Here is a 286-nt window from a genome sequence, read left to right on the forward strand (position 1 = left end):
GATTGCGTCGACGGGATCCGTGGGTAGGACGCGGCCGATCACGAAGGTCACACATAAGAGGATGAACAGGCTGACCAGCAAATGCGCCAGGCGTCGGCCAAATTCGGCTACGGAGAGTTCCTTCATGATCGGCTGTCCTGGAGTATTACTGGGTTTCGACCTTGGTGACGTTCTCGAGACGCGTCAGTTGAGACGGGTGGCCGACATAGCCCTCGACCTTGGTGGACAGGACGATCGGTTCAAAGCGCTCGAAGAGCGGAAGCACCGCCGGCTTCTGTTCGACGAA

At 58.4% G+C, this 286-nt stretch carries 1 pseudogene; it reads right to left on the reverse strand.

Annotated elements, in window-relative coordinates:
- Positions 1 to 126: pseudogene (locus EOD29_RS31305) on the reverse strand (ABC transporter permease); the annotation flags it as partial.
- Positions 127 to 286 lie beyond the last annotated feature (160 nt).

The sequence above is a fragment of the Mesorhizobium sp. M1A.T.Ca.IN.004.03.1.1 genome, from assembly GCF_003997555.1.
Taxonomy (GTDB): Bacteria; Pseudomonadota; Alphaproteobacteria; order Rhizobiales; family Rhizobiaceae; genus Mesorhizobium.